This window comes from Rhodovulum sp. FJ3, from assembly GCF_032918305.1.
Taxonomy (GTDB): Bacteria; Pseudomonadota; Alphaproteobacteria; order Rhodobacterales; family Rhodobacteraceae; genus SAT37.
The window spans coordinates 334,688-360,754 of record NZ_JAWJUU010000002.1 but is presented as its reverse complement, the minus strand read 5'-3'; the positions used below and the strand labels follow the sequence as shown (position 1 = coordinate 360,754).

General features: G+C 60.4%; 30 protein-coding genes and 2 tRNA genes. 19 read left to right on the top strand and 13 right to left on the bottom strand.

Annotated features, from left to right (window positions below; translation table 11 throughout):
- The first annotated feature begins 149 nt into the window (after positions 1-149).
- The 9 genes from R1W00_RS06770 (at position 150) to R1W00_RS06735 (ending at position 3,861) form a co-directional block, all read left to right on the top strand.
- Positions 150-398 carry a DUF2312 domain-containing protein gene (locus tag R1W00_RS06770; protein ID WP_317261969.1) on the top strand — a complete coding sequence of 83 codons (249 nt, stop codon included), beginning with the start codon at positions 150-152 and terminating at the stop codon, positions 396-398.
- Entirely contained in the window at positions 398-637 is a 240-nt protein-coding gene (locus R1W00_RS06765) for a hypothetical protein (RefSeq protein ID WP_317261968.1), read from the top strand. Before R1W00_RS06770 ends, R1W00_RS06765 begins: the two co-directional genes overlap by 1 nt.
- A complete protein-coding gene (locus tag R1W00_RS06760) occupies positions 634-918 on the top strand; it encodes a hypothetical protein (protein WP_317261967.1) in 285 nt (94 codons plus the stop codon). The genes R1W00_RS06765 and R1W00_RS06760 overlap by 4 nt, the downstream gene beginning before the upstream one ends.
- On the top strand, positions 915-1,154 hold the full coding sequence (locus R1W00_RS06755) for a hypothetical protein (protein ID WP_317261966.1): 240 nt from the start codon (positions 915-917) through the stop codon (positions 1,152-1,154). Before R1W00_RS06760 ends, R1W00_RS06755 begins: the two co-directional genes overlap by 4 nt.
- Before the next feature lie 11 nt (positions 1,155-1,165).
- Positions 1,166-1,933, top strand: a complete 768-nt coding sequence (locus R1W00_RS06750) for a hypothetical protein (protein ID WP_317261965.1) — start codon at positions 1,166-1,168, stop codon at positions 1,931-1,933.
- A 66-nt stretch (positions 1,934-1,999) separates the two neighbouring features.
- Positions 2,000-2,266, top strand: a complete 267-nt coding sequence (locus tag R1W00_RS06745; RefSeq protein WP_317261964.1) for a hypothetical protein — start codon at positions 2,000-2,002, stop codon at positions 2,264-2,266.
- Positions 2,267-2,317: 51 nt separating this feature from the next.
- Complete coding sequence (locus tag R1W00_RS06740; RefSeq protein ID WP_317261963.1) at positions 2,318-2,665, top strand: hypothetical protein; 348 nt, start codon at positions 2,318-2,320, stop codon at positions 2,663-2,665.
- A 3-nt stretch (positions 2,666-2,668) separates the two neighbouring features.
- Entirely contained in the window at positions 2,669-2,974 is a 306-nt protein-coding gene (locus R1W00_RS18205) for a helix-turn-helix domain-containing protein (protein ID WP_410901530.1), read from the top strand.
- A 107-nt stretch (positions 2,975-3,081) separates the two neighbouring features.
- On the top strand, positions 3,082-3,861 hold the full coding sequence (locus R1W00_RS06735) for a tyrosine-type recombinase/integrase (protein ID WP_410901541.1): 780 nt from the start codon (positions 3,082-3,084) through the stop codon (positions 3,859-3,861).
- A gap of 52 nt (positions 3,862-3,913) precedes the next feature.
- Here R1W00_RS06735 and R1W00_RS06730 read toward each other — a convergent pair.
- The 5 genes from R1W00_RS06730 to tgt form a co-directional block, all read right to left on the bottom strand.
- A tRNA-Val gene (locus R1W00_RS06730) sits at positions 3,914-3,989 on the bottom strand.
- A 152-nt stretch (positions 3,990-4,141) separates the two neighbouring features.
- Positions 4,142-4,216 (bottom strand) — tRNA-Val (locus R1W00_RS06725).
- Between the two features lie 18 nt (positions 4,217-4,234).
- Complete coding sequence (locus R1W00_RS06720; protein WP_317261961.1) at positions 4,235-4,636, bottom strand: HU family DNA-binding protein; 402 nt, start codon at positions 4,634-4,636, stop codon at positions 4,235-4,237.
- A gap of 160 nt (positions 4,637-4,796) precedes the next feature.
- On the bottom strand, positions 4,797-7,205 hold the full coding sequence (gene lon / locus R1W00_RS06715) for an endopeptidase La (protein ID WP_317261960.1): 2,409 nt from the start codon (positions 7,203-7,205) through the stop codon (positions 4,797-4,799).
- 300 nt (positions 7,206-7,505) lie between these two features.
- Positions 7,506-8,636, bottom strand: a complete 1,131-nt coding sequence (gene tgt, locus R1W00_RS06710) for a tRNA guanosine(34) transglycosylase Tgt (protein WP_317261959.1) — start codon at positions 8,634-8,636, stop codon at positions 7,506-7,508.
- 71 nt (positions 8,637-8,707) lie between these two features.
- On the opposite strand from tgt, the gene rimK reads away from it, so the two are divergent.
- The 6 genes from rimK to tpiA all read left to right on the top strand — a co-directional run bounded on the left by rimK (position 8,708) and on the right by tpiA (position 13,294).
- On the top strand, positions 8,708-10,129 hold the full coding sequence (rimK, locus tag R1W00_RS06705; protein WP_317261958.1) for a 30S ribosomal protein S6--L-glutamate ligase: 1,422 nt from the start codon (positions 8,708-8,710) through the stop codon (positions 10,127-10,129).
- Between the two features lie 92 nt (positions 10,130-10,221).
- Positions 10,222-10,584 carry an SUF system Fe-S cluster assembly protein gene (locus R1W00_RS06700; protein ID WP_317261957.1) on the top strand — a complete coding sequence of 121 codons (363 nt, stop codon included), beginning with the start codon at positions 10,222-10,224 and terminating at the stop codon, positions 10,582-10,584.
- Between the two features lie 135 nt (positions 10,585-10,719).
- Positions 10,720-11,349 (top strand): hypothetical protein, encoded by a 630-nt coding sequence (locus tag R1W00_RS06695; RefSeq protein WP_317261956.1) that lies wholly within the window; start codon positions 10,720-10,722, stop codon positions 11,347-11,349.
- Positions 11,342-12,070 (top strand): DUF3307 domain-containing protein, encoded by a 729-nt coding sequence (locus tag R1W00_RS06690; RefSeq protein WP_317261955.1) that lies wholly within the window; start codon positions 11,342-11,344, stop codon positions 12,068-12,070. Before R1W00_RS06695 ends, R1W00_RS06690 begins: the two co-directional genes overlap by 8 nt.
- 30 nt (positions 12,071-12,100) lie before the next feature.
- Positions 12,101-12,472 (top strand): iron-sulfur cluster assembly accessory protein, encoded by a 372-nt coding sequence (locus R1W00_RS06685; protein ID WP_317261954.1) that lies wholly within the window; start codon positions 12,101-12,103, stop codon positions 12,470-12,472.
- Between the two features lie 81 nt (positions 12,473-12,553).
- Positions 12,554-13,294 (top strand): triose-phosphate isomerase, encoded by a 741-nt coding sequence (gene tpiA / locus R1W00_RS06680; protein WP_317261953.1) that lies wholly within the window; start codon positions 12,554-12,556, stop codon positions 13,292-13,294.
- Between the two features lie 106 nt (positions 13,295-13,400).
- Here the strand turns inward: tpiA and R1W00_RS06675 are convergent, their stop codons facing one another.
- The 5 genes from R1W00_RS06675 to R1W00_RS06655 all read right to left on the bottom strand — a co-directional run bounded on the left by R1W00_RS06675 (position 13,401) and on the right by R1W00_RS06655 (position 19,939).
- Positions 13,401-14,798, bottom strand: a complete 1,398-nt coding sequence (locus tag R1W00_RS06675) for a TRAP transporter large permease (RefSeq protein ID WP_317261952.1) — start codon at positions 14,796-14,798, stop codon at positions 13,401-13,403.
- Between the two features lie 2 nt (positions 14,799-14,800).
- A complete protein-coding gene (locus R1W00_RS06670; protein ID WP_317261951.1) occupies positions 14,801-15,490 on the bottom strand; it encodes a TRAP transporter small permease in 690 nt (229 codons plus the stop codon).
- Positions 15,491-15,580: 90 nt separating this feature from the next.
- The gene (locus R1W00_RS06665; RefSeq protein ID WP_317261950.1) at positions 15,581-16,585 is read right to left on the bottom strand and encodes a DctP family TRAP transporter solute-binding subunit; all 1,005 of its coding nucleotides are present in this window, start codon (positions 16,583-16,585) and stop codon (positions 15,581-15,583) included.
- Positions 16,586-16,913: 328 nt separating this feature from the next.
- Positions 16,914-18,152 carry a sigma-54 dependent transcriptional regulator gene (locus R1W00_RS06660; RefSeq protein WP_317261949.1) on the bottom strand — a complete coding sequence of 413 codons (1,239 nt, stop codon included), beginning with the start codon at positions 18,150-18,152 and terminating at the stop codon, positions 16,914-16,916.
- On the bottom strand, positions 18,149-19,939 hold the full coding sequence (locus tag R1W00_RS06655; protein ID WP_317261948.1) for an ATP-binding protein: 1,791 nt from the start codon (positions 19,937-19,939) through the stop codon (positions 18,149-18,151). Before R1W00_RS06655 ends, R1W00_RS06660 begins: the two co-directional genes overlap by 4 nt.
- 58 nt (positions 19,940-19,997) lie before the next feature.
- Between R1W00_RS06655 and R1W00_RS06650 the strand changes: the two genes are divergently transcribed.
- Positions 19,998-21,182, top strand: coding sequence for a cytochrome P450 (locus R1W00_RS06650; protein ID WP_317261947.1), 1,185 nt, complete (start codon positions 19,998-20,000; stop codon positions 21,180-21,182).
- On the opposite strand, the gene R1W00_RS06645 is transcribed toward R1W00_RS06650, so the two are convergent.
- Complete coding sequence (locus R1W00_RS06645) at positions 21,179-21,634, bottom strand: Lrp/AsnC family transcriptional regulator (RefSeq protein WP_410901529.1); 456 nt, start codon at positions 21,632-21,634, stop codon at positions 21,179-21,181. The genes R1W00_RS06650 and R1W00_RS06645 overlap by 4 nt on opposite strands.
- 156 nt (positions 21,635-21,790) lie before the next feature.
- Here R1W00_RS06645 and R1W00_RS06640 point away from each other — a divergent pair, with 156 nt between their 5' ends.
- The 3 genes from R1W00_RS06640 to R1W00_RS06630 all read left to right on the top strand — a co-directional run bounded on the left by R1W00_RS06640 (position 21,791) and on the right by R1W00_RS06630 (position 23,958).
- Entirely contained in the window at positions 21,791-22,627 is an 837-nt protein-coding gene (locus R1W00_RS06640; RefSeq protein WP_317261945.1) for a ferredoxin--NADP reductase, read from the top strand.
- Positions 22,628-22,719: 92 nt separating this feature from the next.
- Positions 22,720-23,265, top strand: coding sequence for a translation initiation factor IF-3 (gene infC, locus R1W00_RS06635; protein WP_410901540.1), 546 nt, complete (start codon positions 22,720-22,722; stop codon positions 23,263-23,265).
- Between the two features lie 15 nt (positions 23,266-23,280).
- Positions 23,281-23,958, top strand: coding sequence for a DUF938 domain-containing protein (locus R1W00_RS06630; protein WP_317261944.1), 678 nt, complete (start codon positions 23,281-23,283; stop codon positions 23,956-23,958).
- Here R1W00_RS06630 and R1W00_RS06625 read toward each other — a convergent pair whose 3' ends face one another.
- Together R1W00_RS06625 and R1W00_RS06620 are read right to left on the bottom strand one after the other, a co-directional pair.
- Positions 23,959-24,957 (bottom strand): molybdopterin-binding protein, encoded by a 999-nt coding sequence (locus R1W00_RS06625; RefSeq protein WP_317261943.1) that lies wholly within the window; start codon positions 24,955-24,957, stop codon positions 23,959-23,961.
- Positions 24,957-25,949, bottom strand: coding sequence for an XdhC/CoxI family protein (locus R1W00_RS06620; RefSeq protein WP_317261942.1), 993 nt, complete (start codon positions 25,947-25,949; stop codon positions 24,957-24,959). The genes R1W00_RS06625 and R1W00_RS06620 overlap by 1 nt, the downstream gene beginning before the upstream one ends.
- Between the last annotated feature and the right edge of the window lie 118 nt (positions 25,950-26,067).

Sequence of the window (26,067 nt, the reverse complement as noted above, 5' to 3'; positions counted from 1 at the left end):
CGGGTTCGACCCCGTCCCGTTTGCTGAACGCCTATTCGAAATCTACGAGCAAGGCGCAGATCCGGAACTCGCCTTCGACCTGCTCTGCGACACCCGAAACAAGGCGAACCAATCTTTCATCGCTGAAATTCCTATGAGGAAATAACGACATGCAGACCGACGTTAACCGTGTGACCGCCGACGAACTGCGCCAATTCATTGAGCGCTACGAGCGCCTTGAGGCCGAGAAAAAGGACATCGCCGACCAGCAGAAAGAGGTCATGGCCGAGTGCAAGGGGCGCGGGTACGACACCGCCGTTGTCCGCAAGATCATCGCTATGCGCAAGAAATCGAGCGACGAGCTGGCCGAAGAAGAGGCGGTTTTGGAGATGTACAAAGAAGCGCTGGGGATGGGCTGATGACTGACGAACTGAAACCGTGCCCGACGTGCGGACAGCGCCCATACACCTACATCGGCAAGGACGGCAAGTCTGTCCTCGCCCGCGACCTAGAGGACGAACACGACCGGTTGCGCGAAGCGCTGGAAAACGTCCTCGGCCACGTGAACACGCCCATCGGGCGGCGGCGACTGAATATCTCTGATCCACACCCTGAATGGCTGGTTGAAGCCCGCAACGCATTGGAGGCATCGAAATGACTGAACGTAAATGGACGCCCGGGCCTTGGGTGGAATTTGATGGTGATATTCGCCCCGCAAGCAACGTTTTAAATGGCGCTATTGTATCGACGTCCGAAGACACCAGCGATGCAGACGTCCACCTAATCGCCGCAGCGCCTGATATGTACGAGGCGTTGCAAGCCATGATCGACTTACAAGAAAACGCCACTCCTTTCGGAGGGGAAATATATCGGGACCGGGTGGACCGTGTTTTCTACCAATGCCGTGACGCCCTAGCCAAAGCGCGGGGTGAGACATGACCCCCGCCGCCCTATCCCTACTGGACGAATGGGAAGCCGCTGGCGAGGACGTGCGCGCCGCTGCGCTCAAAGCAGCCGTTATCGAGGCCGGAGGCCAGTGGCACAACCACACCCCGCCCCACTGGTACGCCGTCCAGTACGCCGGAATTGAGGCACACGGCACCACCCCAACAGACGCCGCCCGCGCATGGTTCGATACCGCACGCGCGATGGCGGACGCGCAGATCGCAGCTTGAGAGGAAATGAGATGGAGCGATTTGTTATTTCGCTATACGACTACACCGGAACGGCAGTGGAACCTTGGGCAAAGGCTGGGTTTCAGTGCGTGTGTTTCGACATCCAGCACAGCGCAGTCATGCCGCGCACCGATCGCTTCCACGGCGGCGGGTCTATAAGTTACGTATGTGCGGACTTGCACAATCGCGAAGTTTTAGCCCAAATTGCGCGGGAATATTGCGGCCAAGCGGTGTTTCTGATGGCATTCCCTGTCTGCACTGACATGGCAGTGTCCGGCGCGGCACATTTCGAGAGCAAGCGCCGCGCCGACCCTCTATTTCAGGACACGGCGGTTGACCATGCGGTGTGGTGTGAGCGGGTCGCACGCGCTGTTGGCGCGCCGTACATGATCGAAAATCCGGTTTCTGTTCTATCCACAAAATGGCGGAAACCTGATCACACATTTGAACCGTGGCAGTTCGGGGGATACATCCCGGAGGGAGAGGCCGATCACCCGAGTTGGCCTGACTATATCGCCCCGCGCGACGCATACCCAAAAAAAACATGCCTATGGACCGGCGGCGGTTTCGTCATGCCACCACACCGGCCCGTTGAGTGCCCCAAGGGCTATTCCACACAGCACAGAAAACTGGGGGGGAAATCTGCCAAGACGAAAAACATACGAAGTGCAACGCCGCGTGGTTTCGCTCGGGCGGTATTTGAGGCCAATCACCACCATCACAAACCAACCCCCCACCACCCACGACTAACAGCAGCGGGACACCCCGCCGGGCTGTGACAGAAAACAGGCGCGGGCACCCCTGCCCGTCCTGCAACTCGAAAACTGACTGAAAGGAAGGCGCCGATGACACCAGAAGAAATGCGCAAAAAGACAGAGATATTTGCCTACGGAGAGGTCAGCGCCGTTGCTCTGAACGGTCACCCTGATGACGGCTTTAAGGAAGGTTGGTTCCCAAAGGTTGCGGGCGAGCGCGTAAATTGCGGCGATAAGCACCCCACGCCGGAAGGCGGGTTCCCAACCCGTCAGGCCGCATTGGATTGCGCTGTCACTTACCAGCAACTGTGCCGCGACTGGCTGGTGGAAAATCCGCATACCCCGCCCGCGTCCTGATAAGCCCCAACGGCCAGCGCGGGCGGATAGAGTAACGAAAGGAATTACGGAATGGCAGAAACATGCGACAAAAACCTTCGCCCTATCCGCGTCGGTGACGTCCTGAAGGTCTTTCACTTCACCGGCGCGCGGCGCAAACGGCACTTCATGTACAAGCAGGTCACGCGAACGCAATGGCTCGGCGGATACGGCAACAATCCAAAGGTTCTGTACTTTTTTGTCTCCCACCTCAACCTTAAGCCCGAAAGTATCTCTGGCAATGGCGGGTACTGGCTCGGAATGCACGAAGGGCGTCTCGAAGACTATGAAATCGTGCAGAGTATCAAATGCGACCACGAAGATCGCGAACGCGTCGAAATCGGCGAGCTTGAATCTGTCCACCCAACACCGGAGACCTGACCCATGGGACGACGCGAGACTTTCGACACACGCCCACCGTTTACCGCGGGAGATTTGGCTGTTCGGTGGCAGTGCAGCGAGACGCAAGTCAGAGAAATGTGCCGATCCGGTATGTTGGAACATTTCAAGATCGGCAAGATGTACCGTATCCTGCAAAGTGCAGTGGAGGAATTTGAACTATGCCAGACATCACAATCGGACGGCTCAGGGGTGGGCTTTGCGTCCAGTGGACAGACCCCGAAACAGGAAAGCGACGGCGCTATCAGCTTGAAGCACGCACGCGAAAGGCGGCCGAAGCAGAAGCGGTAGAGGTCTTTCGCCGAGAGACCTACAGGGCGACCCCGAGCGGGGCGACGGTAAGCGACATCTGGGCCGCTTATGTGGCGGACCTTGAGGGCAAGCCTACCGCCAAGACTATGGGCTTCACCGGCAAGGCTGTCCTGCCTCACTTCGGGCCATACCTTCCCCGTGACATCTCCAAAGAGCTGTGCCGGTCATACGCAAAGGAGCGCGCCGAGGCTGGCAAAAAGACTGGATCGATCTGGACCGAACTCGGGCACCTGCAAAGCGCGCTGAATTTCGGTGCGAAAACCCGCATGTTTGACGGGGCCCCGCCTCATATTTGGCGACCGCAAAAGCCGCAATCCGACAAACGGATTCTGGACGCGGGCGAGATCCGCAAGCTCATCGAAGCCGCGCACGATCCGCACATCCGTCTTGCGCTCATTCTGCTGACCGGGACCGGCGCCCGCGTGGGGGCGATCCTTGACCTGACTTGGGACCGCGTCGACTTCCAGCGCGGCCAGATCAACTTGCGCCTTGATGACGCGACCACCCGAAAGGGTCGCGCGGTGGTGCCGATGAACGCAAGCACGCGATCCGCGCTCGACGTTGCCTATCAGGCCGCCCTATCCGAATACGTGATCGAATACGCCGGCGGCCCGATTAAGAGTATCCGGAAGGGATTCAAGAATTCGGTCGACCGCGCAGGGCTGGGAAGCGTCCGGATTCACGATCTACGTCACACGGCCGCAGTGCACCTGCTGGGCGCGGGCGTCCCGATCGAGAAGGTTTCTCAGATCCTCGGGCACTCGAACACGCAAATCACCTATTCGACGTACGCCCGCTATCTTCCTGAGCAGATGGCCGACGCTGTGGAGGTTCTTGACTTCATGAACTTGCGTCGCGCAACTTAGGTTCACGGAACCAGCGCACGGTTCGTAAAATCTGGCTAAGTGCTTGATTTTATGGTGGGTGATGAGAGACTCGAACTCCCGACATCTTCGGTGTAAACGAAGCGCTCTACCAACTGAGCTAATCACCCGATGGGCGGCTTTTAGACCGGTGGCGGGGCCAAGCGCAAGACCCCATTTTACATTTTTTTCAACTTTCTGCGCGCCCCTCTGAAACGGCCTTATTTTGCGGGGTGGAAACGAAAAACGCGCGCCGGCCCGGGGCCTGGCGCGCGTGGAATTCTGGTGGGTGATAAGGGATTTGAACCCCTGACATCTTCGATGTGAACGAAGCGCTCTACCACTGAGCTAATCACCCGTGGCGCGTTCCATACCCTTAGTCGTCGCCCTCTTCAAGGGGGGCATGTGTTGCTTCGACCGCTTGTTTGGAGCGGCGCAGTTTCACCACCAGAACCTCGCCATTGTCGAGTTCCTTTTTGCGGTTCACCATCACCTTGCCCAGAGGCGGCAGGTTCAACTGTTCCTCATTCGACAGGGCCTCGCCCAGAATGGCCAGAGCCGCCTCAATCGCGGGTTTGGCGTCCTTTTTCTTGACGCCGGATTGCTCAACCACACGGTCGATCAGATCGCGTTTGCGCATCACGTTGTCCTCGGTGGTCGCGTCGGACCCTGTGTCCGTGTTTGTCACAGCGGCGACCTCGGCCTCGGGTGCGGGTTTGGGCACCGCCTTGAGCGTGCTGGTCGTGGTCCGTTTACGTGTCGTGGTGGTCTTTGCCATCTTGTCTGCCCCCAAATGGATATCAAGTCTGTCGGGCGCGCACGTTCGCCGCGCGCCGCCACATGAAACTGATCTAAAACTTACCCTCTAATGCCCCGACTATAGAAAAGCCCCGGCAATTTGCCGAGGCTTATTTTAGGTCAGGTCGGAATGTGCCCTGTTAATGTGCAATTGCACCGGCACCCGCGCGCGATTTCTCAAGCGCGGCTTTGGCGGCGGCCTCTTCAGCCGCCTCATCCCATTCGATCGCCTCGGGCTGACGGATCAGGGCATGACCCAGAACCTCACGCACGTTGCTGACAGGAATGATCGTCAGACCCTCTTTGACGTTGTCCGGAATTTCCGGCAGGTCCTTGGCGTTTTCCTCGGGGATGAGAACGGTTTTGATCCCGCCCCGCAGCGCCGCGAGCAGCTTTTCCTTGAGCCCGCCGATGGCCAGCACATTCCCGCGCAGCGTGACCTCACCCGTCATGGCGATGTCCTTGCGCACCGGAATACCGGTCAGGACCGACACGATCGACGTCACCATGGCGATACCCGCGCTGGGGCCGTCCTTGGGCGTTGCGCCCTCGGGCACGTGGACGTGGATGTCCAGCGTGTCAAAGCGCGGCGGTTTCACCCCGATCTCGGGCGAGATCGAGCGCACGAATGAGCTTGCCGCGTCGATGGATTCCTTCATCACATCGCCAAGCTTACCCGTGGTTTTCATCCGCCCCTTACCGGGAAGGCGCAGGGCCTCAATCGACAAGAGGTCGCCCCCCACGCTGGTCCAGGCCAGACCGGTGACAACACCGACCTGATCCTCTTTCTCGGCCAGACCATAGCGGAACTTTTTCACACCCAAGAAATCTTCGAGATTCTCGGGGGTTACCGCGACATGTTCAGCCTCTTTCTTAACCAGCTTGGTGACCGCTTTACGGGCCAGCTTGCCGATCTCACGCTCAAGGTTCCGCACGCCCGCCTCACGGGTATAGGTGCGGATCATCTCTTGCAGCGCCTCATCGGTGACATCGAATTCACCTTTGCGCAGGCCGTGGTTTTTGACCTGTTTGCTGACAAGGTGCTGTTTCGCGATCTCGCGCTTTTCGTCCTCGGTGTAGCCAGACAAGCTAATGATTTCCATCCGGTCCAAGAGCGGCCCAGGCATATTATAGCTGTTGGCGGTGGTCAGGAACATCACGTTGCTGAGGTCATATTCGACCTCAAGATAGTGATCGACGAAGGTGCCGTTCTGTTCCGGATCCAGAACCTCAAGCATGGCCGAGGCGGGATCGCCACGGAAGTCCTGCCCCATCTTGTCGATCTCATCGAGCAGGATCAGCGGGTTCGTGGTTTTCGCCTTTTTCAGCGCCTGAATGATCTTGCCGGGCATCGAGCCGATATAGGTCCGGCGGTGACCGCGGATTTCGCTTTCGTCACGCACACCACCCAGCGAGATGCGAATGAACTCGCGCCCCGTGGCCTTGGCGACCGATTTCCCCAGCGAGGTTTTACCAACGCCCGGCGGTCCGACGAGGCACAGGATCGGCCCCTTCAGCTTCGCACTGCGCTGTTGCACGGCGAGGTATTCGACGATGCGTTCCTTGACCTTTTCCAGACCATAGTGATCGGCGTCCAGAATATCCTGCGCACGGGTCAGATCCTTTTTCACGCGGGATTTGACGCCCCACGGGATCGACAGCATCCAGTCCAGATAGTTGCGCACGACGGTGGCCTCGGCGGACATCGGCGACATGGACTTGAGCTTTTTGACCTCGGCCTCGACCTTTTCCTTGGCCTCTTTGGACAGCTTGGTCGCCGCGATCTTTTCCTCGATCTCGGCGATCTCGTTTGCGCCCTCTTCGCCGTCGCCCAGTTCCTTCTGAATGGCCTTCATTTGCTCATTCAGATAGTATTCGCGCTGGGTGCGTTCCATCTGGGATTTGACGCGGGTTTTGATCTTTTTCTCGACCTGCAGCACGCTCATCTCGCCCTGCATCAGGCCGAAAATCATCTCCAGACGTTCGGCAACCGACAGGGTTTCCAGAAGTTCCTGTTTCTTGTCGACATCAATCCCCAGATGCCCCGCGACCAGATCGGCCAGCTTGGCGGGCTCTTCCGTTTCGGAAACGGTGGTCAGCGCCTCTTCGGGGATGTTTTTCTTGATCTTGGCGTAACGCTCAAACTCTTCGCCGACCGAACGCAACAGCGCCTCGACCGTCGCCTCATCGCCCAGTTCCTCATGCAGGATCTCGGCGCGGGCCTCGAAATAGTCTTCGTTGTCCAGAAAATCGGAGATCTGCACGCGCGTTTTGCCCTCGACCAGCACCTTGACGGTGCCATCAGGCAGTTTCAGCAGTTGCAGAACATTGGCCAGAACGCCAACGCGGTAAATCCCGTCGGCGGTCGGTTCATCTACGGCCGGGTCGATCTGGCTGGACAGCAGAATCTGCTTGTCATCCGCCATGACCTCCTCAAGGGCGCGAACCGATTTTTCCCGACCGACAAACAGCGGGACGATCATGTGCGGGAACACAACGATATCGCGCAGCGGCAGTACAGGGTAGGTTTGGTTCAGGTCTTGATGCATTCCATATCCTCAATCAGCAAGAGAGAACTGCCCCGATCCTCGGCGGCGTTGTCCCTCTCCAAGTCACATTTAACTTGGGCGTGATGCGGCGTTTTTCAACCGGCCCGTTAAAATGCGACAGTTGTGTAACTGTGCCTCTTGGCACGAACGGGTACAAGGCCGATCTTGGTCCCAGTGGGCGCAAAATCGGGCAATTTCCCTATCGTTGACGCATTTTCATGCGCCCGCCTTCACGGCTGTCGCGCCTCAGGTGCAGACCCCGTGCCAAGTCCAACGGGAACGCGAACAATCATGCGGGTTTTAGAGACGCTCAATATCGCCCAATGCGCGTTCGGCGTGGAATGCCGCCTCAAACGCGTCAAAGGTTCCGGCGGCAATCGCGTCGCGCATTTCCTGCATAAGCTCTTGATAATAATGCAGGTTATGCCACGTCAGTAGCATCCCGCAAATCATCTCGCCCGACCGATAGACGTGGTGCAGATAGGCGCGGCTATAGTTTGAACAGGCCGGACAGGTGCAATTTTCGTCCAAAGGACGCGGGTCATCCATATGGCGCGCGTTTTTGATGTTCACCTGACCACGACGCGTCCATGCCTGACCGGTCCGACCCGAACGGCTGGGCAGCACACAGTCCATCATGTCGATGCCGCGTTTGACGGCCCCTACGATGTCATCGGGTTTGCCCACCCCCATCAGATACCGCGGTTTGTCCTCGGGCAGGTAGCCGGGCGCGTAATCCAGCACGCCGAACATCGCCTCTTGGCCCTCGCCCACGGCCAGACCGCCCACCGCATAGCCGTCAAAGCCGATCTCGGTCAGGGCCTTGGCGCTCTCTTCGCGCAGGTGTGGCGTGACACCGCCCTGCATGATCCCGAACAACGCATGACCAGGCCGGTCCCCGAACGCATCGCGCGACCGTTGCGCCCACCGCATGGACAGGCGCATGCTCTCGGCGACGGCCATTTCCGTGGCGGGCAAGGCGGGGCATTCGTCAAAACACATCACGATGTCGGACCCCAGCAGGCGCTGAATCTCCATGCTGCGTTCGGGCGTCAATTCATGGCGCGAGCCGTCGATATGGCTTTTGAAGGTCACGCCCTTTTCCGTCAGCTTGCGCAGGTCGGCCAGCGACATCACCTGAAACCCGCCACTGTCGGTCAGGATCGGTTTGTCCCAGTTCATGAACTTGTGCAGCCCGCCCAGACGGTCGACACGCTCGGCCGTAGGCCGTAGCATCAGGTGATATGTATTGCCCAGCAGGATATCAGCACCGGTCGCGGCCACGCTCTCGGGCATCATCGCCTTGACCGTCGCGGCGGTGCCCACAGGCATGAACGCGGGCGTGCGAATATCGCCGCGCGGGGTCGAGATTACACCCGTGCGCGCTTTTCCATCTGTCGCCTTCACATCGAAGTTGAACCGATCCGCCATATCTGATCCTGCATGAACTGAAACAGAACGCCGGTATAGGCGATTCTGAGAGAATGCCAAGGAGGCTTGCCATGACGAACGACCCGAACGCGCCCGATTTCCGTCTGGGGTGGGAAGAATGGTGCGCCCTGCCCGGTCTGGGCCTGCCCGCGTTGAAGGCCAAGGTCGATACCGGCGCAAAAACATCCGCCCTGCACGCAAGCGAGATCGAACCCTTTGGCCCCTCGGCGCGTCCGCGCGTTCGGTTTAACGTCTCGCCCGTGCCCGGTCGCCCCGACATCGCGATCACCTGTTCGGCTGAGGTCGTGGACCGGCGTGAGGTCACATCCTCCAATGGCGAGACCGAGTTGCGCTATGTCATCACGACGCCCATGCGCATGGGCGACCGCGAATGGCCCGTCGAAATCACCCTGACCGATCGCGGGTCGATGGCCTATCGCATGTTGCTGGGCCGTCAGGCCTTTGACGACGAAACCGTCATCAGCCCGGGTGAGAGCTTTTGCCAACCCGAACTGTCGTTCGACGTCTACCACAGCGCCGAGGTCGCCAAGGTCGCCCCTGCCCGCACCCTGCGCATCGCGGTTCTTAGCCGCGAAGAGCACAATTATTCCACCCAACGCCTTGTGTCCGAGGGCGAAAAACGCGGCCATGTGGTTGAGGTGATTGATACATTGCGCTGTTACATGGCGATCAACGCCCTCTCGCCCGAGGTGCATTATGATGGCAAACGCCTGCCGCGCTATGACGCCGTGATCCCGCGCATCGGTGCCTCGATCACCGGCTATGGCACCTCCGTGGTGCGTCAGTTCGAAACCATCGGCACTTATTGCCTGAACGGGTCCGAGGGCATCACCGCCAGCCGCGATAAGCTATACGCACATCAAATCCTTGCCCGTCACCGGATCGGCATGCCGACGACCGCCTTTGCGGCCTCACCCAAGGACAACGGCAACCTGATCTCGCTGGTCGGGGGCGCGCCGCTGATCGTCAAGCTGCTGGAAAGCACGCAGGGCAAGGGCGTCGTTCTTGCCGAAACCAAAAAGGCCGCCGATTCCGTGATCACTGCGTTTCGCGGGCTCAAGGCCAGCTTTCTGGTCCAGCATTTCGTCAAAGAGGCCGCAGGTGAGGACATCCGGTGCTTTGTCGTCGGCAATAAGGTCGTCGCGGCGATCAAGCGCACCGGCGCCGAGGGCGATTTCCGCTCAAACCTGCATATGGGCGGCTCGGCCAGCACGGTGCGCATCACCAAAGAGGAACGCGAAACCGCCGTGCGCGCGGCGCGGGCGTTCCGGTTGAACATGGCTGGTGTCGATATGCTGCGCTCGTCCGAAGGGCCCAAGGTGCTAGAGGTGAACTCCTCCCCCGGTCTGGAAGGCATCGAAAAGGCGACCGGCAAGAACCTTTCGGGCCTGTTGTTTGATGAGATTGAGCGCCGCGTGCGCCCCGCCCCCGCCCGCAAACCGCGCAAGAAATCGACCGACACGGCGGGATAAACAGGACCTGCCCAAGATTGGGGCAAAACGCGCTCTGGACGTCGGGGGCGGTAAAACTTATATCTTTGGTCGGAATTAACGAAAGGCCGGAAATGTCCGACTCTCAAGATCAGATGGAGGGTGCCCCCCTCATCAAACCGTCCAGCACCGATCACCCGCTGTATGACTCGGTGGTTGAGGCCTGTCGCACCGTCTATGACCCCGAGATTCCGGTGAATATCTTTGATCTGGGCTTGATCTATACGATTGAAATCGATCAGGAAAACGCGGTGAACGTGATCATGTCGCTGACTGCGCCGGGCTGTCCGGTCGCCGGTGAGATGCCGGGCTGGATCCAAGAGGCCGTCGCACCGGTCGCGGGCGTCAAGGACGTGGACGTCGAAATCACATGGGACCCGCCCTGGGGCATGGACATGATGAGCGACGAGGCCCGTCTGGAACTGGGCTTTATGTAAGCCACCCACACAGACCAAGGTTTAGAGGCAACCCAATCGGGTTGCCTTTTTCATTTCGCAACCGAAAAAGGGTGCATATCGTACAACGCAACCTATTTTGGTTGCAATCTGACACATGCAGCCTATTATGGATGCATGACCACACCCCAAACCATAGCCGTCCTGACCGGCGACCTGATCAACTCCGCGGCCCTTGGGCCCTCGGGGATCGACCGCGCGATGGACGCCCTGCGCGACGCGGCCCAAACGGTTGAGGGCTGGGGCATCTGCGGACCCGTGCATTTCACCCGTCACCGCGGCGATGGCTGGCAGATCGTGGTGGACGACCCCCGATACGCCCTGCGCGTGGCGGTCATGTTGCGCGCCACCCTGCGGGCGATGGGCGCCGACACCTATATCGGCATCGCCGAAGGCCCCGTCGACCATCCCGTTGGACCCAATTTGAACATCGAAAACGCGCCGGTGTTTGCCATGTCTGGGCGCGCTCTGGAAATCGCGAAAAAGACGGACTATGCCATCAACCACGCGCGCCAAGCGGCCCAAGGTATGGCGATCCTGTTGAACCGTATCTGCACCGAATGGACCACCGTGCAGGCCGCGACCGTCGCCGCCGCGATGAACAATCCGAACAACGATCTAAGCCTGACCGACATTGCCGAACGCCTCGGCAAATCACGACAGAGCGTGACAAAATCCCTGCAATCGGCATGGTATTGGGACATTACCGACGCGCTTTTGCATTTGGAACATTCTTACGATGATTGAGACCTTTATCGCCCTGCTGATGGGCCACGTGCTTGGTGATTTCGTGGTGCAGACCCGCGCGATGGTCGAGCACAAGGCGCGGGCGCGGATGTTCCTGCTGCACGGAGTGATGGTTCTGATTACTGCCATGGCCGCCACCGGTCAGGTTGCGCGGTGGGAGCTGCTGGCACTGGCGGCGGCGCATATGACGATTGATGCGGTGAAAACCTATCTGGCCCCGCACAACATCGCCGCCTTTCTGGCGGATCAGGGCGCGCATCTGATTACCCTGATCGCCGCCGCGGCCCTTGTGCCCGACCTGTGGGCGACCGGTCTCTGGGCCACCCTGACCGCCCTGCCCGACACCCTTATCGCGCTGATGGCCCTCCTAACCGGCGCGATCATCGCGACGCGCGCGGGTGGGTTCGCGGTCGGCCTGTTGATGGCCCCGATGGCCGAACAAATTGACGCAAACGGCCTACCCTCTGGCGGAAAATTGATCGGCCTCTTGGAGCGCGGATTGATCTATGTGATGATCCTCGCAGGCCAACCTGCTGGTATCGGCTTTCTCATCGCCGCCAAATCCGTTCTGCGGTTCGAGGCCACATCCGATGAAAAAAAGGCCGAATATGTAATCATCGGCACGCTGGCGTCCTTTGGCTGGGCGATGATCACGGCCTATGCAACTTTGTGGGTGCTTGCGGCCCTTCGCCCGCTTGCGATTTGGCCAAGCCTTTCCTAAATTAGGGATACACCAAAAGGATCACGCCAAATGTTCGGAATTCCAGGCAAACAGGCCGTCACCATGACGGACGCCGCCGCGAAACAGATCGCCAAGCTGATGACCAAGGACGGGACACAGGGCCTGCGCATTGGCGTCAAAAAGGGCGGCTGTGCGGGCATGGAATACACCATGGACTATGTCGATGCGGTCGACCCCCATGACGAGGTGGTCGAACAGGACGGCGCGCGCGTGATGATCGCCCCCATGGCCCAGATGTTCCTGTTCGGGACCGAGATCGATTATGAGGTCTCGCTGCTGGAATCCGGGTTCAAGTTCAAGAACCCCAATGTGGTTGATGCCTGTGGTTGCGGTGAATCGATCAAGTTCGCCGATATGGACGCCCCCAACCTGCAATCCTGACCTGCGCGCGTTTCTCGCATTCCCCTCGTCCGCGTTCTGGCCTATCCATAGGCCAACGAACCATAAAGACCGGAGGGGATGATGCGTAAACTGGCTGCTGGGAACTGGAAAATGAATGGCACGGCCGCAGAGCTGGCCGAGGTTGACGCGCTGGTCGCGTCCCACGGCGCGCCAAGCGTCGATATCCTGCTCTGCCCCCCTGCCACCCTGTTGTCGCGCATGTCCGATCGTGCGGGCGACGCGATTGCCACCGGCGGTCAGGACTGTCACGCAAATGTCTCGGGCGCGCATACGGGCGATATCGCTGCGGATATGCTGGTCGATGCGGGTGCGGGCTATGTGATTCTTGGCCATTCTGAACGCCGTACAGACCACGGCGAAACCGACGCCATTGTCGCCGCGAAATCCACCGCCGCCTATAACGCCGGTCTGATCGCAGTGATCTGTGTGGGCGAAACCGAAGGTCAGCGCGACGCCGGCGACACCCTGAACGTCATCGCGGCGCAACTGGCCAACTCGGTCCCCGATGCGGCCAACGGCGCGAACACCGTCATCGCCTATGAACCCGTCTGGGCCATCGGCACGGGCCGCGTTCCGACGCTTGAACAGATTGCCGAGGTCCACGACAAAATGCGCGCCGATCTGGTCGCCCGCTTTGGCGAGACGGCCAAGGACATGCGCCTGCTCTACGGCGGGTCGGTAAAACCCTCGAATGCGGATGAGATTTTCGCAATCGACAACGTCGACGGCGCACTGGTCGGCGGCGCGTCTCTCAAGGCCAGCGATTTCTCGGCCATCATCACCGCCCTCGAAAACGCCTGATCCCCGTATCACGTCGACACAGACAAAGGCCGCGCCCTGCTGGACGCGGCCTTACTTATGTCTTGCGCCGCCGGCTTGTCCGGCGGCGCACCTTTTAACAATGGGCTTAGTTCGTGATGATCTCGGGACCCATCAGGCTTGTCGGCAACCAGGTCGACAGGAACGGGATGTAGGTCACCATGATCAGGAAGACGAACAGCACAGCCAGGAACGGCAGGGCCGCGCGGACCACCCGCATCATCGGCATGCCGGCCACGCCCGAGGTCACGAACAGGTTCAGACCCACCGGCGGCGTCAGCATCCCGATTTCCATGTTCACCACCATGATGATGCCCAGATGGATCGGGTCGATGCCCAGCTGGATCGCAATCGGGAACACCAGCGGCGCAACGATCACGATCAGGCCCGAGGGCTCCATGAACTGACCACCGATCAGCAGGATGATGTTCACGATCACAAGGAACATGATCGGCCCGAACCCTGCGGCCAGCATCGCACCAGCGATGTGCTGCGGGATCTGCTCATCCGTCAGAACGTGCTTCAGGATCAAGGCGTTAGCGATAATGAACATCAGCATGATGGTCAGCTTACCCGCCTCAAGCAGCGTGTCGCGCGTGTCCTTGTGAAAGAACGCGGTGATCAGGGCCTGCGGCTTGGCAAACAGGCTGGTCGGGGTTTCGCCCTCGTTCTTGGCGGCCAACGGCCCCATGTCACGATAGACAAACACCGCAATCAGGAACGCATAGACGGATGCGACGGCGGCGGCCTCGGTCGGGGTAAAGATCGCCTTGGTCACGCCCGGGATACCATAGATCCCCACCATGATGATCGCGATCAGCATCAGACCCCAGAACGCATCGGCAAAGGACGCACGGATTTCACCCCAGCCCTGCCATTCGCCCTTGGGCATGTTTTTGACCCGCGCCATGATGTAGATCGTCACCATCAGCATCAGACCGGCCAAAATGCCCGGAATAACACCGGCAAGGAACATCCGACCCACGGACACATCGGTGGCGGATGCGTAAACAACCATCACGATGCTCGGCGGGATAAGAATGCCAAGGGTCCCTGCGTTACAGATCACACCGGCGGCGAATTCCTTGCTATAACCCGCCTGTTTCATCGCCGCGATGACGATCGTCCCGATGGCCACAACGGTTGCGGGCGAACTGCCCGACAAGGCCGCGAACAGCATACAGGCAAACACACCCGCAATCGCCAGACCACCGCGCATGTGACCCACACAGGCGATCGAGAACCGGATGATCCGTTTCGCCACACCGCCCGTCGACATGAACGAGGACGCTAGGATAAAGAACGGGATCGCCAGCAGCGTGTAGTGACCCGCCATCGCCTGATAGAGGCTTTGCGCGATCGACGCCAAGGACGTGTCCGAGAACATCAACAGGAAGAGCATCGAGCTCAGGCCGAGGCTGATTGCGATCGGCACACCGATCAGCAACAGGCCAACGACCATGGCGAACAAAAGTACGACGTCCATGATTAGATGTCCTCGCGGTTTTTCTGTGCGGCTTCTTCGACCGCATCTTCGGCTTCGTGGCTGACGATCAGGCTATCCTGATCCCCTTTGACGATACGCAGGCTGGCCTGAACGATCCGGAACAGGATCAGGGCCACACCAAACGGGAGGATCGCATAGGGGATAAAGCGGGGCAGTTTTTCATAGGCCTCGCCCTCATTCATCAGCGGCTCGATAAAGCGCAGCCATTCGGGGAACGGCAATTGCTCGGTCTCGTACCATGCCTGATCGCGGCTGTTGGCAAAGCCCGTGGGGAACCAACGGCCCGTGGTCGCATCAAGACCCGCGAACGGCGCCCAGTAGTCCCACGCGCCTTTCAGCAACAGGCCCGCATAGACGACGCACACAACGGCAGAGATCAGAACCAGAACCCGTTTTGCAGGACTGCTGACGATGTTCAAAATCGCATCCACACCCAGATGGGCGGTGATCTTGAACCCGTAGGAAATGCCGAACAGCACAAGCCACGCGAACAGGACCAGCGTCAGTTCCAGCCCCCAGATCAGCGCGGTATCAAACACATAGCGCAGTACGACGTTGATAAAGGTGACAAGTGTCATCATGCCCAGCAATAGGGCGATAAAGGTCTCTTCCAGTTCGTTTACGAAATGGCCGAGCTTGGTTTTGGGGTGATATCCCGAGTGACCGCTCATACCTCGTATCCTCCGGCATAAAGGGTTCGGTTCAAAAAACGGCCCGGACGCAGGCGCCTCCGGGCCGTTTCGGTGACTTATGGCAACGCCTTAGAACGAGGCGTTGATTTCTTGTGCTTTGGCGATGTTGTCGGCGCCTACGTCGCCTTCAAACTGCTCCCAAACCGGTTTCATGGCAGCAACCCAAGCAGCGCGCTGTTCTTCGGTCAGGCTGCGGACAACGCCGCCGGCCTCAAGAACCGATTCCTTGGCGGCTTGGTTCACGGCCGAGCTCTCGGTGTTGCGGGTCTCGGTAACCTCTTTCAGGATGGTCAGCAGTTGGTCGCGAACGTCTGCGTCCAGGCTGTCCAGCCAGTCAACCGAGGTCACAACCAGATAGTCCAGAATACCGTGGTTGGTTTCGGTGATCCCGTCCTGAACCTCAAAGAACTTTTGGCCATAGATGTTGGACCAGGTGTTTTCCTGACCGTCCACAACGCCGGTTTGCAGCGCGCCGTATACTTCGGAAAACGCCATCGGCTGGGGCGAAGCACCCAGTGCTTCCATCTGGGCAACCAGAACGTCCGAGGTTTGAACGCGGAATTTCAGGCCAGCCGCATCGGTCGGCAGTTCCAGAGGCTTGTTCGCCGAGAACTGTTTCATGCCGTTGTGCCAGAACTCCAGACCCAGCAGACCACGGCGAGCCATGGATTCTTTCATCGCCTGACCGGTTTCCGAGCTCTGGAACGCATCGACGGCGTCGACATTCTTGAACATGAACGGCAGGTCAAAAATGCGGAATTGCTTGGTGAAGGCTTCGAATTTCGACAGCGACGGAGCAGCCATCTGAACGTCGCCTTGCAGCATCGCTTCCAGAACCTGGTCATCGTTGTAGAGGGTCGAGTTCGGGAAAACCTCCATACAGGCTTTGCCGTTCATCTCGTCGTTGACGCGCTGTTGCAGCAGGCTTGCGGCGATACCTTTGGGGTGACGGTCGGTGTTGGTCACGTGGCTGAACTTGATGACGATCTCGCCGTCGTCACAGTTTGCCATGGCACCGGTTGCCGAAGCGCTGATCGCGATTGCGGCTGCAACTGCAGCATTCAGGAATTTCATAAGGACTCCTCCCAGATTCCGAGGTTGTTTGGACGCCTTGTGGCGCTGCCATAGTGAGAACAGATCGCGCCCCGACCGCTCAAGACAGAAAAATGACACCTGACAAAATCCGTGGGTTTTGTCGCTTTTTCAGGGGGTTAGGACACAACCCCGCCATGCACCTGACGCAACCCTGCATCCCGATGGGCGGAAAACCACACAGGTCAAACCGCATGTGTGCGAGATTCCGCACAAAATATCCGTGCGCGACTCGGGTAAAAATTACACCAAAGTTGCGCGCACCTGCCCAAAGGACAGGCGCGTTATAGATTTCGCAGGTGCAGAAAGATCAGTCCCCGACGCGGAAGTTTTCGGCGCGGATATTGTGGCGGGCCAGTTTGTCATAAAAGGTCTTGCGCGGCAGCTTGAGGGCCTTGGCCGCCTCGGTCGCGCGCCCCTCGGCGCGTTTCAACGCCTCAATCAACAAGGATCGCTCGACCCGCGCCAATTGCGCGGCCAGACCGTCGGCGGCGGTCTCTTCCTCTTCGACATCGCCAAGGCCCATGGCAAAGCGCATCGCCGCATTCATCAGGGATCGCGCATTCCCCGGCCAATCCTGCGCCATCAGACGCGCTACGACGTCCTGTGTCACCTCGGGCGGGGTCAGGGCGGCCTGTTCGGCGGCGATTGACACGTAATGGCGGAACAGGACCGGAATATCCTCGGGCCGTTCGCGCAGCGCGGGGATGCGCACGCGCATGACGTCCAGTTTGTAAAACAGATCGGGGTTGAACCGCCCCGCCGCGACCTCGGCATCGATGTCGCGATAGGTGCCGGTGATCAGGCGCGGACCAGTCGCGCCCTCGAGCAGGTTCAACAGGTGAAACTGGGCGGCGGGATTGAGGGCGGCCACCTCATCCAGAAACAGCGACCCGCCCTCGCCCGTCTCGAACGCGCGGTCCAGATCGTCGGGCGTGACGGACGCCGCGGGCAATTTGTGAAACGGACGCATAGAACCGGCGGACAAAAGGTGGATCACCTCGGCCACCTTGGCCGTGCCAGAGCCGGGCGCGCCGGTGATCAGAACCTCGGCCGTGGTGCGGGCCACACTGCGCACCCGCGCGCGCAGCTCATCCGCTTGGGCCGACATGCCAAACAACATCCGCGCCGCCGCATCGCCGGTTTCCAACTGGGCCTTCAGCCGCCGGTTTTCGAGGATCAGAGCCCGCGTGCGCAGCGCCTTTTCCACCACCGCGATCAGGTCCTTGGGCGCGCAGGGTTTTTCTAGGAAATCAAACGCCCCCGCCGACATGCCACGCACGGCCATAGGTATGTCGCCCTCACCGGTTAACAAAACCACCGGCAAATCCGCGTCGACCTTTTGCGCATACTCTAGCAAGGCAAACCCGTCCTTGCCCGGCATCCGGATATCGGACAGGACAATCCCCGCGAATTCGGGCGTCAGGTGATCCTTGGCCTCAATATAGGACCCCGTCAGGATCGGTTCGAAATCCGCCAATTCCAGCGTCTGCCCCAGTGCCTCGCGCACGGGGGGATCATCGTCAACGACCAGAATTTTGGTGATCATGCGGCGCTCTCCAGTCCGGCGGCGGTCAGTTCGACGGCGAATTCCGCGCCGCCCGTGTCACGGTTGCGCCCCCGTATCGCACCACCAAAGCTCTGCACAAGCCCATAAGAGATCGACAGGCCCAAACCCATGCCCTCGGACAGGCCGACCTCTTTGGTGGTGTAGAAGGGATCGAAAATCTTTTCCGGTTCCTTAATCCCCGGCCCCGTGTCGCGCACATAAAGGAATACCGAACCGCCCTGTTCCCCGATCTCAAGGCCCAGTTCGCGCCGCTCAGACGCGCCCATGGCGTCCATCGCATTGGACACAAGGTTGAGGACGACCTGTTGCAACCGCACCTCGCCCCCGCGCACCAGAACGGGTGCCTCGGGTCGGGTCCAGTTCAGGGCGACACCATCGCCCGCGATCCGCGCCTCGGAAATCTCCAGAACCGCATCAACCACGCCGACAAGGTCTACGGTGCCTGCCGGTTCGCTTTCCTGTCGGGCGAAGGCGCGCAGGTTCTTGATGATCCGCCCCATGCGCCGCGCCAGATCGGAAATGCGGCCAAGGTTGTCGGCCGCGCGGTCCGCCTTGCCCCGTTCAAGGAAAAGCGTGCCATTTTCGGCAAAGGTTTGAATCGCCATCAGGGGCTGGTTCAACTCATGCGACAGGCCCGCCGACATATTCCCAAGGGCCGACAGTTTGCCCGCCTGCACCAGATCCTGTTGCGCCTTTTTTAGGGCCGCCTCGGCCTCTTTGCGTTCGGTGATTTCACGGCGCAGGTTTTCGTTCGCGCGCGACAATTCGCGGGTACGTCGGGCCACGCGGTGTTCCAGTTCCGCATTCGCCGCCGCCTCAAGCGCAAGGCGGTCGGCCAGTGCGCGGCGACGTTGCGACAACAGCAACAGGGTCGCGCCAAACACCACCGACAGGGCCGCCGCCACGGCCGCCTGCAACGCCGCAACCCGCGCCGCCGGTGCCGCATCCAACAACAACTCGCCCGTCATTTCGATGATCGGCAAAGGCTTGGTCAGGTGCAGCGCGCGCGATGGAATATAAGGGCCCGCGTTGATCGCCCAGACCTCATTCCCGTTGACGATATGCGGGCGGAAATCGATGAATTCATCCAATTTTTCTGGGTCATAGCCGAACAGGGCAAACGCCGCAGCATCCGCATGGCCGCGCGTGCGGAACAACAATTCCGTGCGGTTGGTGATGAAAATCACCCCCGCCTCATCGGTGAAATAGACGGCCTGCGCATCGCCCACCCATGCCGATTCTACGGCCCAGATATTGACGTCGACCGACACGGCCCCGACCGGCAATCCATCGGGGCCAAACACTGGCGCGGTGAAAATGAAAGCCCGTTCCGCAAGGCCCGATGTCCGTTCATGATGCGCGCCAAGTGCGCCCTGCATCGCGCGCTGAAACGACGGGGTGTCCGCGCGCGATTGCGGCGCGGTGCCAAGGCGGTTCGAACTGACAACCACCTGCCCCGCCGCATCCACAAGGTGCAAATCCAACGTCCCCGTCTTATCCGCCGTGCGCAGCAACAGGTCCTGCGCGTCGTTCAGATCACCGCCCTGCTCTAACGCCGCGTGCAACACCGGATGATCGGCCATCAGAACGGCCAGTTCGCGATATTGCTGTAGCTGGCTGACCAAACGATCCGACGCCAGCGAAAGGTCCGATTCCCCGCGTTCGGACAGTTGGTCCAGCGCTTGGGAATAGGCAAAATACCACACCCCGCCGGTAAACCCCGCAGAGAGCAGCAAAAACACAGCCAAGGCAAAAACGCGCGTCATGGCCCCCAAGATAAAAACGCCGCCTTGCATTGGCCAGCCCCTTTGGCAATGTGGCGCCATGCACCGCCTGATCCAGTCACCCCGCGACCCCGCCTTTGTCCAGAACCCCTATCCGGTCTACGCCGATGCGCGCGCCATGGGGCCGCTGGTCTATTGGGACGATTACGGGATGATGGCGGCGTTTGGCTATGAGGCGGTCAACACGATCCTGCGCGACCGCCGCTTTGGGCGTGAGGTCCCCGCCGATCAGGCTCCCGCGATCCCCGACCACCTGAAACCGTTCTACGCGGTTGAGGCGCATTCGATGCTGGAACTGGAACCGCCGCGTCACACGCGTCTACGCGGGTTGGTGGTGCGGGCGTTCACGTCCAAACGGATTGCCGGTCTGGGGCCTGAGATCACGCGCCTGTCCCATGATCTGATCGACCGGTTTCCGACCGGCGACTTTGACCTGCTGACCGAATTTGCGCAGCCCCTGCCGGTGATGATCATTGCCGATCTGTTGGGCGTGCCGCGGGATATGGCCGATCAGTTCCTGTCGTGGTCCCATGACATGGTGGCGATGTATATGGCCGGTCGGGATCGCGCGATTGAGGAGCGCGCGGCGAGGGCTGCGGCGGAGTTCTCTGCCTATCTGTCGGACTATATCGACCACCGCCGCACCCGCCCGGGTGAGGATCTGATCACCGCCCTGATCGCCGCCGAAGAGGACGGCACCCGCCTATCACGGGATGAGTTGATCACCACCTGTATCCTGTTGCTGAACGCGGGGCATGAGGCGACCGTGCACACCATCGGGAACGGTGTTCACGCCCTGATCGACCGGCCCGACCGCGTGGACCTGATGGGCGCGGACCGGATCGACGGCACGGTTGAGGAAATCCTGCGCTATGACCCTCCGCTCCATATGTTCACGCGCTATGCCTATGAGGATATGGAGCTTTTCGGGCACCGGTTCCGCGCGGGCGATCAGGTTGCCCTGATGCTGGGCGCGGCGAACCGTGATCCGGCCGTTTGGGACAGTCCCGACGTTTTCGATCCGTCCCGCCCCGTGCGCCCCAACGCGGCCTTTGGCGCGGGTCTGCATTTCTGTATCGGGGCACCCTTGGCGCGGCTGGAATTGGTGCGGGCCCTACCGGTGCTGTTTGAACGGTGTTCAAACCTGCGCCGTGCAGGGGCGCCGATCTATGGTAACACCTATCATTTCCACGGGCTAACCGCCCTGCCCGTGCGCGCCGATTAAACCGGCAGAACCGTGGTCGATTTGATCTCTTCCATCGACAACAGGGCCGTGACGTTGTGGATTTTCACCTCGGCGATCAGGGCCTGATAGAACTGATCATAGGCCCGCGCGTTGGCGACCCGCACCTTGAGGATATAGTCGATGTCACCGGCAAGGCGGTGCGCCTCCATCACCTCGGGGCGGGCGCGCAGGGTCTTGAGGAACGTATTCTGCCACTCGGCGTCATGCTCGGACGTGCGGATCAGGACAAAGAAACAGGCCTCCAGCCCAAGCGCCTGCGGATCGACCAGCGCCGTCTGCCCCGTGATCACGCCGTTTTCGCGCATCTTGCGGATGCGGTTCCACACCGGCGTCTTGGACGAGCCGACGGTTTTCGCAATCTCGTCCAGCGACTGTGCCGCGTCGCGCTGTAGTTCGGCCAGAATACGGCGGTCGATTGAATCCAGTTTCATAGACATTATACGTCGGTCATTCCCAAGTCGCGTTGGCTGTAGAATACTGTTCTGGACAGTAGCTTCAATCAGTTTTACCATTCGGTCAAATTTCTGGTAACAACCAACCAATTGACCCTACATACCTCCCGAATGGTTTTGATCCAAGGATTTAACATGACGACACCAGCGACCGCCACGACCCCCTCTTCAACAACGCCCGTATTGCCCGACGCCCAGACGGTGACGGCTGTGACGCATTGGACGGACCGGCTGTTTTCCTTCCGAGTGACGCGGCCTGCGTCGTTGCGGTTCCGGTCGGGGGAATTTGTGATGATCGGCCTGATGGGCGACAACGGCAAACCCTTGCTGCGTGCCTATTCGATTGCCAGCCCGTCCTGGGATGACGAGTTGGAGTTCTACTCGATCAAGGTGCAGGACGGCCCTTTGACCAGCAAACTGCAACACATCAAGGTCGGCGATCAGATCATCCTGCGCCCCAAGCCCGTGGGCACGCTGGTGCATGACGCGCTGTTGCCGGGCAAACGGCTGTGGCTGTTCTCGACCGGCACGGGCATCGCGCCGTTCGCCAGCCTGATCCGCGATCCGCAGACCTATACCGATTACGATCAGATCATCCTGACCCACACCTGCCGTGAGGTGGGCGAGCTGACCTATGGCCGTGAGCTGGTCGAGCAGGTCAAAAACGATGAACTGATGGCCGAACTGGTCGGGGCCGAGAACCTGGCTAAGCTGGTCTATTACCCGACCACCACGCGCGAGACCTCGCCGAAAATGGGCCGCATCACCGACCTGATGACTAATGGCACCGTGTTCAAGGATCTGGGGATCGAAGGCATGTCGCCCGAGACCGACCGCGGCATGGTCTGCGGGTCGCTAGCCTTTAACAAGGACATCATGGCGATCATGGAGAGCTTTGGCCTGCGCGAAGGCGCAAACTCCGAACCCCGCGAATACGTCGTCGAAAAAGCCTTCGTCGGAGAAGGCGTCTAAAGACTATCGGGGCCGCGCGGGTTTCCTGCTTGAACAGCGCGGCCCTCAGCGCTATTTTACGCGCGAGCATTTGGTATAGAAGGAACAAAACCATAGCCCGCAGACCTCATAACGCGCCCCCGACGCGCGACACCGGCCCCCGCGTCAACGGACGTATCCGCTCTCCTGAAATCCGCCTGATTGGCGCCGAGGGTGAAAACATCGGGCTGGTCACACCAGAACGCGGGATGGAACTGGCTGAGCAGGCCGGTCTGGATCTGGTAGAGATTTCGCCGAACGCGGCGCCGCCCGTGTGCAAGATCATGGATTTCGGCAAGTTCAAATATGAACAGCAAAAGCGCGAATCCGAGGCCCGCAAAAAGCAAAAGATCATCGAGGTCAAAGAGGTCAAGTTCCGGCCCAACACCGATACGCACGACTATGAGGTCAAGATGCGTAACGTGTACAAGTTCCTCGAAAAAGGCGACAAGGTGAAGGTCACCCTGCGCTTTCGTGGGCGCGAAATGGCGCACCAGAACCTTGGTCGTGAGCTGCTTGAACGTGTGGCTGAGGACGTCAAGGAAATGGGCAAGATCGAAAATATGCCCAAGATGGAAGGCCGCCAGATGATCATGATGATCGGTCCGGTGACCAAGTAAAAGATCAGGCGCGCCGTGACGACCCCAACCAGTGGACACACGGCGCGCTATCGACCCGGCGATGTAGACATCGCCGAAGACGGGCGGATGTTTTCAAACGTCTTCCTGCGCAACTTCCCCCCTCTTTTGATCGCTGTGAACCGGTTTTTGGCGGATCGGTCTGGTCCCGTTCTGGAAATTGGCTGCGGCACGGGTCAGCACGCGGCGTCCTTTGCCCTTGCCTTTCCCGATCTGGACTGGTGGCCCTCGGACCTTGATGAGATGCACCGCGCCTCGGCCAATGCGTGGCAGGCGTTTTTGCGTGCGCCTGCGCGCCCTGCGCTGAACGTCGACGGCGCAACCCCGTGGGCGGATCAACCCGCGATCACGGACCTCGGCCCCCTTGCGGCCGTGTTCGTCAGCAACGTCACCCACATCGCCCCGTTTGAGGTCACGCGCGGCATCCTGCGCGGTGCAGCGGCGCGCTTGGCCCCGGACGGTATCCTGTTGATTTACGGCCCATTTATCGTGGATGGCGATTTTCAGGGGGCTGGAAATGAGCGGTTTGATCAGAACCTGCGCGCCGACAACCCCGAATGGGGACTGCGCGATACGGTGGACATGGACGCCGCCGCGCGTGAGGACGGATTGCATTTGGTCGATCAGGTCGCGATGCCCGCGAACAACCGGTTGCTGGCGTTCCGGCGGGTGTAATCAGCCCTCGCGCGGATGCGGTCGCGACGGGATTTCCTTGAGCAGACCGCCCACCCCCATGGCCGCCACATCGGCGTCGTGAATCTCAAGACCACAGACGATCCGTTCCAGCACCCAATCGGCCCCGTTCAGCGCGGGCGAACGCGCACAGCCCGGCAATCCGATCACCGGACGCCCGTCAACCGCGCCGTGAAACAACAGGTTGCCCGGATCGACCGGCAGTCCGAACCGCGCCACGTGACCGCCCGCCGCGCGCAGGCCCTCGGGCCCCGTGTCATAGAGATCCGAGGTCGCAGAGCCGGTCAGGATCAGGGCCACCTCGCCCTTGATCTCGCGCAGGGCCGTACCGATTTCGGCGGTGTCATGGGGGACGATACGCACCTCGGACAACTCCACCCCAAGGGCGGAAAGCCGCGTTAAAACAGCCTCTTGCGCCTTTGTGTTCAAGCTTTCTTTTTGGCCCGGAACGGTCGTCAGGACCAAGCCCGCACTGCGCCGCACCACGGGGCGCACGCGGATCGCGCCCGCAACCACCTGACAGGCGCGGTCCAGATCGGCGCGGGGCACGGCGTAGGAAATGATCTTGACCGTCGCGACCAGCATTCGGCGCGTCACCCGCGTCATCGGGGCCAGCGTCGCAAGGGTGATTTCGGGGTGCAAACTGTTCATGCGGAAAATCGCATCGGCGTCCAGTTCGACAATCCCCGGCCCCACGGCGTTCAGGTTGACCCGCCCCGTCGTCGCGCGCGTCACCGACACACAGGCCGCATCGGGGTTCGGGACCAGAGCACGGGCAAGGATCGCGGCCGCCACGTCCTCAAGCACATCGCCGTCCTGCGGCATGGCCACAACCACCTGATCGACCCCCGCGCGCAGCATCATCGTCACATCCGCAGGCGTCAGGACCCGCCCCTTTTTCAGGTGCAGGTCATCCGCGCGCAACGTATGCGCCAAAACGCTGCCGATGGCATCGCCGACAGGAACAGGACCGAACCGCATCAGCCCTGCCTTAGGGTCGCGGTGATCTGCGCCATGATGGCGACGGCGATTTCTGCGGGGGATTTTGATCCGATATTCAGACCCACCGGCGCATGGATGCGGGCGATGTCGTCCTCGGAAAATCCGGCCGCGGTCAGACGATCCACCCGTTTGGCATGGGTGCGCGTGGACCCCAGACACCCGAGGTAGAGCGCATCACCGCGCAGCGCCTCGACAATCGCGGGATCGTCGATTTTCGGATCATGTGCCAATGTCACCACCGCCGTGCGCGCATCGACGCCGTAATCGGGCAGAACCTCATCGGGGTAATCGATCAGGATCGTGTCATGGGGAAAGCGTTCGGGCGTCGCAAAGGCCCCGCGCGGATCGACGATCGTCACGTCATAGCCACAGAGACGCGCGATATCCGACAGGGGCTGGGCGATATGCACCGCGCCCACAACCACCATCCGCAAGGGCGGATTGTGCAGCCCGATGAACGTCGCCTCATCCTCGGCGAACCCGGATTTATCGCTGCGCAGACGGGTCGCGATCTCATCGCCAAGCGCCGCGTCGGCACCATCGGCCAGACGGCGCTCCCACGTTTCGGTGTTGACCACATAGGCCACGGGCGTGCGGTTCGCGCGCCGTGCGACAAGGTCCTCAAGCATCTCAATGGAAATGCCTTGCCCGACCGGTTCCACCATCACACGGATCACACCGCCACAGGCCAGACCGACGGCAAAGGCCTCATCGTCGCTGACGCCAAAGGTCAACAGCCGCGATTGTCCGTCCACGATGGCATCCATCGCCTCCATGATGACCGCGCCCTCGACACAGCCCCCCGAGACCGAGCCCATGATCTGACCCTCGCCGGAAATGACCAACTGACTGCCGACGGGACGGGGCGCGCTGCCCCATGTTTGCACGACCGTTGCAAGGGCCGCGCCCTTGCCGGACTGAACCCAGTTCAACGCCACCTCGGGCATTGCGTCATGTTCACTGCGCTGCATCGGGCCCCTCCACCTTTGGGTTGAGTATGCGTTGCCCTGAACGGCGTTGCCAGACGTAAAAAGGTATAACATCGCGCGTGTGGAATATTAAAAGGCGCCGCGGGAGGGGGCCCGCAGC